Below are 6901 nucleotides of genomic sequence, written 5' to 3'. Positions count from 1 at the left end.
TCGTCACCGCCGAAGACTTTGATCCGCTCAGGCTTCCCGATCACCTGCGCATGACCTACAGAGTCATGGGCAGCACCGGCAAGAACATGGGCACAGACAAGAACCTTGAGAAACTCCAGCGAGGTCTGGCAGCGAAGTCCAGAGATGCTGTCGCAGAAGTTGCAGAGCGCGTGACCTCACCACTCGAACGAGATGGTCTCACCAGTTGGGACTTTGCTGAGCTACCACGAACTGTGGATGCCCAGCACGGTGGCAACACTGTGCGTGCATACCCAGCACTAGTCGTCACCAACCCTGGCACAGTGCGTCAAGAGGTCAACATCAGACTCATGGCCACCGAAGCAGACCAAAAGCGTGAACACCCTCTGGGAACCAGAGCACTCGTTATTGCAGCAGTTCCTTCACCTGCGAAGTATGTGCAGGAACATCTCACTGCTCAAGAGAAACTGATCCTCACCCAGAGTCCCTATCCCAACCTCAGTGCGCTCATCACAGATGCCATTGCTGCCAGCGTGGACAGTGTTCTCTTCTCCATGCGTGAAGACGGCATGATCTTCCAGAAGGCAGAGTTTGAAACTCTGAGGGACCGTGTCCAGGGCGCCATTATGGACAATATCTTTGACGCGGTGTCACAAACGGCACGCATCTTGAGCGCTGCCAGAGATGCCACCAAGGCCATGGCGTCTGCAAACCCCATGACCTACTTGGCAGTGCTTACTCAAGAAAAGGCCCACCTCGAACAGCTCCTGCAGCCCAACTTCATGAGCAATGCGGGACTAGCTAGACTCCCTCGCATCCTGATTTACGTCCGGGCCATCACCATGCGCATTCAACGCATGCTTGAAGACGCTGGTCGAGACAGAGCAGCAACCGTAGAACTCGACCAAGCCTTAAATCTCTTTGAAGCTGCCGGGGGCAAGATTCCACTCGCACCACATTCCCCAGCATCCCAGGTTAGGGTTCGCTGGATGATTGAGGAATTTAGAGTGAGCCTGTTTGCTCAGAGCCTCGGAACTGCAGAACCCGTCTCATTGCAAAGAATCAAGAAAGCACTGGGGTAAAGAAAAGGGCCCTCCTGTAATCAGGAGAGCCCTTAACTCTGTTCGAGTTTTAGCGGGGACTAAGCAGTCGCACCGTTCGACTCGTAGCTGGTGTTGGTCGACTCGAAGAAGTTGACCAACTGCAGAGTGTCGTTGGCGGTAGCCATCCACTTTGCAGGGTTCGAGACCTTGTACTCTGCTTCGAAGCCGAGCTCCTCGAGACGACGGTCAGCCAGGTACTTCACGTACTGGTTGATGTAGTTCGAGTTCAGGCCCAGGATGCCGTTGGGGAGAAGGTCGCGGTTGTATTCCGACTCCATCTCCACTGCGTCGAGAATCATCTGCTTGATCTCTGCTGCAAACTCTTCGGTCTGCAGGTCTGGGTTTTCTTCCAGAACGGTGAGGATCAAGTTGATACCGAACTTGAGGTGAAGCGACTCATCGCGAACAACCCAGTCCATCAGCGAACCGAAGTTACGCAGCAGGTTGCGCTGGCGGAAGCTCAGAGCAACCATGAAGCCTGAGTAGAACCAGATGCCCTCGAGGATGACGTTGTAGGCAACGAGGTTGCGAACGAAGTCCTTCTTGCCCTCGGTGGTGGTGATGTCGAGAGTCTGCTCGGTCATGCGCTTGATGAAGCTGACCTCGAACTCTTCCTTACGAGCCATGGAAGGCACCTTGACGTGAGAGCTGTAGGCAGCTTCACGGTCAATGGGGAATGTTTCGAGAACATACTCGAAGCTCATGCAGTGGTTTGCTTCTTCCCACATCTGCTTAGCGAGGTAAAGGTGAGCCTCAGGAGCGTTCACGTAGGGGTACACGCCAAAGGCGAGTGCCTTGTTCACGAGAAGCTCGTTGGGGTTGAAGTAGCTCATCAAGAAGGTGATGGCGTGACGTTCTTCATCCGTCATCTTCTTGAAGTCAGCGATGTCTTCGCCGAGCTGGATTTCGTTAGGGAACCAGGTGTTTGCTACTGCCTGGTCGTAAAGGTCCATCGCCCACTTGTAGGTGACGGGCTTGAGTAGGAGTCCTTCCTGGACTCCGGTGCCGAGAATACCCATGGTGTTTCTCCTTTTAGTCGTCTAAATATGTGTGGTGATCTGTTGTTTCCCGCGGGGGTTCGATTCGGGTGAATCTTGCCTTGGAGTGGGGTGCGGCGGGGTTGTTACAGATGGTGCTGGTGTTGCAGGGGTGTCTGTGGTCCAGAGTGATCTTGCCTACTGGCAGGAGTCACACTGAAGTTCGTCCATAGGGTCGACGGGAACAACGTATTCGTCTACTGAAGTGGTGTAGTTCATTAGTTTCCACCTCCAGCTGCGCCGAATCCGAAGCCCTTACGAGCTGGAGCTGCTACTGCTGGCTCTGCTTCAGCTACTGCTGAAACAGCGTGAGGTTCTGGGTTTGCACCCGAGCCACTGCCGAAGCCGAAGCCCTTCTTGGGTGCGCCGCCACCAGCGTTGATGTCTTCCGACTTGTTCACCTTCACGGTGGACTGCTCAGCGGTGTGGCGAGGCTTCATGTGTAGGTAGTAGGTGGTCTTCACGCCACGGTTCCATGCTTCGGAGTAGATCTCCATCATTTCGCCGAGGTCGCGGGTTTCCAGGTACATGTTGCGGCTAATGGCCTGGTCAATCCACTTCTGTGCACGCGCTGCAACTTCAATGAAGGAGAAGGGCGAGAGCTGGAAGCTGGTCTTGTAGACCGCCTTGATGTGGTCAGGCACCTGAGGCAGGTTCTGAACATCACCCTGGTTACGCAGCAGGTCTTCACGGACGGTCTCCCAGAGGCCGAGCTTCTGGAGGTCAGCAACAAGGTTGCGGTTGACCTCAAGGAACTTGCCCGAGCTGGTTGCACGGCTGAAGATCTGTGAGAACTGTGGGTCCAGACCAGGAGTGGTTCCGGCAACGAGACCGATGGACGCGGTTGGTGCAATCGCCATCAGGGTTGCGTTGCGAACACCGTTCTTGACCTTGGCCCGCAGTGCATCCCAGTCAAGGGTGGTGTTGCGGTTGACGGTGATGGGGACGCCACGGTCTGCTTCGGTAAGGTCGATGCTGTCGAAGGGTACGAGACCCTGTGACCAGCGGCTACCTGCGAAGTTCTTGTATGCGCCACGCTCCTGGGCGAGCTCTGCCGAAGCCTCGATGGCTGCGTAGGAGATGTGCTCGGTGATGACGTCGATGAGGTCGTAGGCCTCTTCGGACTCGTAGGAGTAGCCAAGGCGCTCCACGATGTCGGTGAAGCCCATCAGACCCAGACCAACGGCACGGTTCTCCTTGTTGGAGAAGTCAGCTTCTTCAACAGAGGAACGGGTGATGTCGATCAGGTTGTCGAGCTGGCGAACAGCAAGCTTGGCGCTTTCTGCAAGCTTGGCGAAGTCAACCTTGTTGTCGTCGGTGAGGTGACGAGAGAGGTTGATCGAAGCCAGGTTACATACCGAGACGTTGTCCTCATCCTGAGGCAGCGTGATTTCGGTGCAGAGGTTCGAGGAGTGAATGGTGCCGGTGTTGTTGTTGAGGGCACGCAGGTTGATGGTGTCCTTCCAGGTCAACCAGGGGTGGCTGGTGGACTGGAGGGAAATCAGGATCTGCTTGAACTGCTCTCTGGCACCGATCTTCTTGTAGAGGTTGATGCGGCCAGCTTCTGCCTCAGCTACGTAGAAGTTGTAGCGCTCGGAGAAGGCCTTGCCGTAGAGCTCGTTGAGATCGGTGACCTCGAGTGGGTCAAAGAGGTACCAGTCTTCGTCGTTCTGAACGCGCTTCATGAACTCGTCAGAGATCCATACGGCGGTGTTCGCGGTACGGGTACGACGGTAGGGGTCACCAGAGTTCTGACGAAGGTCAAGGAACTCGGGGAAGTCCATGTGCCAGTTCTCCATGTAGAAGCAGAGAGCACCGAACTTCTTACCACCACGGCTGACCGCACGAAGAATCGAGTCAATGGTGTGCATGAAGGGGATAGGACCGGTCGAAGTGGTGTTGTTCGAACGGATGGGCGAACCCTGTGAACGAAGCTTGGTCACGGACAGACCAATACCACCGGTGCCCTTGGTCAGCCACATGACGTCGCGCGTGGTCTTCGCGATGTGCTCCATGTCGTCCTGCATTTCGAGAACGAAGCAGTTAGCAAGCTGAGGGTAGATGGTTCCGGCGTTGACCAAAGTTGAACCTGCTGCGAGGTATTCGAGCTGGCTCATCTTGTTGTAGAACTTGATCGCGTGCTCGGTGGGGTTCTTCTCGTTCAGAGACAGACCCATGGAGATACGCATCCAGAAGTACTGAGGAACCTCAAGTGGGTCACCGTTACGGCCCTTGATGGCGTAACGGTTGTTGAGGGTGACAACACCGATGTACTTGAGCAGGTCATCGTGGCTGGGGTCAATCTCAGCAGCGAGAGCGTCGAGGTCGAAGAGTTCGGTCAGGCGTGGGTCGAGCAGACCTTCCTCAACGCCGCGCTTCATGTTCTCCGCAAAGTGTTCGCGGTGCAGCTTCTTGAGCTGTTCAGGGGTAGAGAAGTCACCCAGTACGCGCTTGTAGATGGTCTTGAGCAGAAGACGAGCAGCAACAACGTCGAATGCAGGGTCATCCTTGACGTTCTGCAGTGCAACCTGGATAACTGCTTCATCCAGCTGCTGAGTGGTAATTCCGTCAAACAGAGTGATTTCGAGCTCAGTAGCAATCTGGGTTACCCACGCAATGTTGTCGTGGAGGCCATGTGTTGCCTCTTCGATCGCCATGTTGATCTTGTTGGCGTCATACTGCTCGCGCTGTCCGTTGCGCTTTACGACGGTGATTCCCACGTCTGTTGTCTCTTCCTCGTGATTTATCTGCTCTTGGTGCTTGACCACTATATAAGGGGTTGGGGGTGAAAATGAATCCCTAGATGTTGTGGGCGTGTCATCCCCAGTTGTGGATAACTTTTCCTCATTTATGCACATATCAACACCCCTTTTAATCGCTTTCTGTACTGAAAACCATCATCTGAGCAGCCACGGACACTCAGCAGTGCGGGGAAGCGCCCAGCTAGAGTGGAGAGGTTGTGAAAACTTATCTAGAACTACTGCGGGTTAGAGGCGTAACCCGTGTTTTGTTGTCGCAACTTTTGGCCAGATTCCCCCACGGAATGCTCTCCATCGCCTTCTTGATCCACGTGGAGCAGGTTCACCACTCCTATGCGGCGGCTGGTTTGGTCGTTGCCGCTATCAGCCTGGGCGAAGCCATTGCAGGCCCCATTAGTTCACGACTGATGGCACGCTGGGGCATGCGCCCACTCCTGTCGGTGATGACAATAGTTGCAGTGATTACCTTGTCGTCGATGGCAATCTTCCCGCTGTCTGTCCCCGCACTTGTCGTTCTCGGCTTTATCGGTGGATGTTCCTTCCCACCCATCCAGCCCGCCGTGCGCACCATCTATCCCAAGCTGGTTCCTAATCGCCTACTCACACCCCTGTTTTCCCTGGATGCTTCCGCTCAGGAAATCATCTGGATTGTGGGCCCCGTGCTCACCACCTTTGTTGCACTCCGCGTGGGCAGCGTGGAAGCAGTGTTGGCAGCAATGGCTTTCCTCGCTGCCGGCGGGCTGTGGTTTATTACCTCACCTTCGGTAGGTCAGGTTCGCATTCCCATGAGCAAGCGTCGCCTCGGCGGCGTGCTCTCCAGGCCACCGGTCATTATTTCCACCCTGCTGGGCCTGACCCTGGTTGCCTGCTTTGCTGCCGTGGAGGCAGGAATTATTGGCCTCTTTGGTGAGGATGGCCCCGAAGCTGGATGGATTCTGGCCATCTACGCCCTGGGTTCCCTCGTGGGAGGCCTAGCCTGGGGCCACCGCGAAATTGCCCCCTGGTCTATGACGCGCAGACTTCTGTTGGTCTTTGCTGGACTTGCCGCTGCATCACTTTCGTCTGACTTCTGGTGGCTCGCTGTCACCCTGTTTATCTCAGGTCTAGGTGTTGCCCCTGCCCTCACGGTGCTCTTTGCCAATGTGAGCGCCACTATGAAGTTCAGTGAAACCGCCGAGTCCTACGCGTGGATTGGCAGTGGCCAGCTCATCGGTGCAGGCTTAGGTTCCGCCGTGGCCGGTCTGTGTATTGACCACTTTGGTGCACAAACTGCGATCATTGCCGCAACACTTTTTGCCCTCATTACCGCCATTGGTGCTTTAGGAACATTCCGCTGGAGCCCCGACCTCCGTGGAGGCCACGGGGCTCCGCTGCCCGATACTGGCCCGGTAGAAACTATTAGCTAAAGAGCGGCAGTTTTATAGAGCCAGCGACGCCCGACGGAATGCTTCCGTCAGGATTTCTGGGCTGGTTGCCATGTTCACGCGAATGTGGCCTTCGCCACCTTCTCCAAAGACATGACCGCTCGAGAAGGCAACCTTGCCCTTTTCGAGGAAGACCTGTCCCGGGTCATCACCTAGCCCCAAAGCTCGGCAGTCCACCCACGCCAAATAAGTGGCTTCAACCGGGGTGTATTTCGCACCGGGCAGGAAGGTGTTCACTAGTTCGGTCACGAGGTGACGGTTACGGTCAATATCTTTGTTCACGGCAGCTATCCACTCATCGCCACCGCGCAAGGCAGCGACGTGGGCAATCGTGCCCAAGTGGCTAGGAGCTTCCAGGTACTCAACCTTCATGCTGCGGACGAATTCTGACGATTCCTTATTCGTCACAATCAAAGCGCCCTTGAGACCGGCGAGGTTATAGGACTTGGAGGCACTGGTGACCACGATGGCATCTGCCGCCTCAGGAATGTCCAGGATCGAGATGAACTCGTAGCCAGGCATAGTCAACGGAGCGTGAATTTCATCCGAGAGAATGCGGATGCCGTGCTTATTGGCGAGCGTGGCCAAGGTGGTGAGCT

General features: G+C 55.6%; 5 protein-coding genes. 2 read left to right on the top strand and 3 right to left on the bottom strand.

Annotated features, from left to right (window positions below; translation table 11 throughout):
* On the top strand, positions 1-1061 hold a 1061-nt coding region (locus RR877_RS09050), incomplete at its 5' end, for a DUF3418 domain-containing protein (RefSeq protein WP_332627972.1).
* A gap of 59 nt (positions 1062-1120) precedes the next feature.
* Here the strand turns inward: RR877_RS09050 and RR877_RS09045 are convergent.
* The gene (locus RR877_RS09045) at positions 1121-2101 is read right to left on the bottom strand and encodes a ribonucleotide-diphosphate reductase subunit beta (protein WP_277494776.1); all 981 of its coding nucleotides are present in this window, start codon (positions 2099-2101) and stop codon (positions 1121-1123) included.
* A 236-nt stretch (positions 2102-2337) separates the two neighbouring features.
* Positions 2338-4839 (bottom strand): ribonucleoside-diphosphate reductase subunit alpha, encoded by a 2502-nt coding sequence (locus RR877_RS09040; protein WP_332619055.1) that lies wholly within the window; start codon positions 4837-4839, stop codon positions 2338-2340.
* A gap of 239 nt (positions 4840-5078) precedes the next feature.
* On the opposite strand from RR877_RS09040, the gene RR877_RS09035 reads away from it, so the two are divergent.
* Positions 5079-6284, top strand: coding sequence for an MFS transporter (locus tag RR877_RS09035; RefSeq protein ID WP_110234325.1), 1206 nt, complete (start codon positions 5079-5081; stop codon positions 6282-6284).
* Positions 6285-6296: 12 nt separating this feature from the next.
* Here the strand turns inward: RR877_RS09035 and RR877_RS09030 are convergent.
* Positions 6297-6901 (bottom strand): aminotransferase class I/II-fold pyridoxal phosphate-dependent enzyme (locus RR877_RS09030; RefSeq protein ID WP_332627971.1); only part of this gene is annotated, 605 nt, incomplete at its 5' end.

This window comes from Aurantimicrobium sp., from assembly GCF_036667855.1.
Lineage (GTDB): Bacteria > Actinomycetota > Actinomycetes > Actinomycetales > Microbacteriaceae > Aurantimicrobium.
The sequence above is the reverse complement of the archived record's forward strand: the minus strand, read 5'-3'. Positions and strand labels throughout refer to the sequence as shown.

Coding starts and splice junctions, on each gene's coding strand:
- RR877_RS09045 (WP_277494776.1), bottom strand. CDS start 2,101: ATGGGTATTCTCGGCACCGGAGTCCAGGAAGGACTCCTACTCAAGCCC.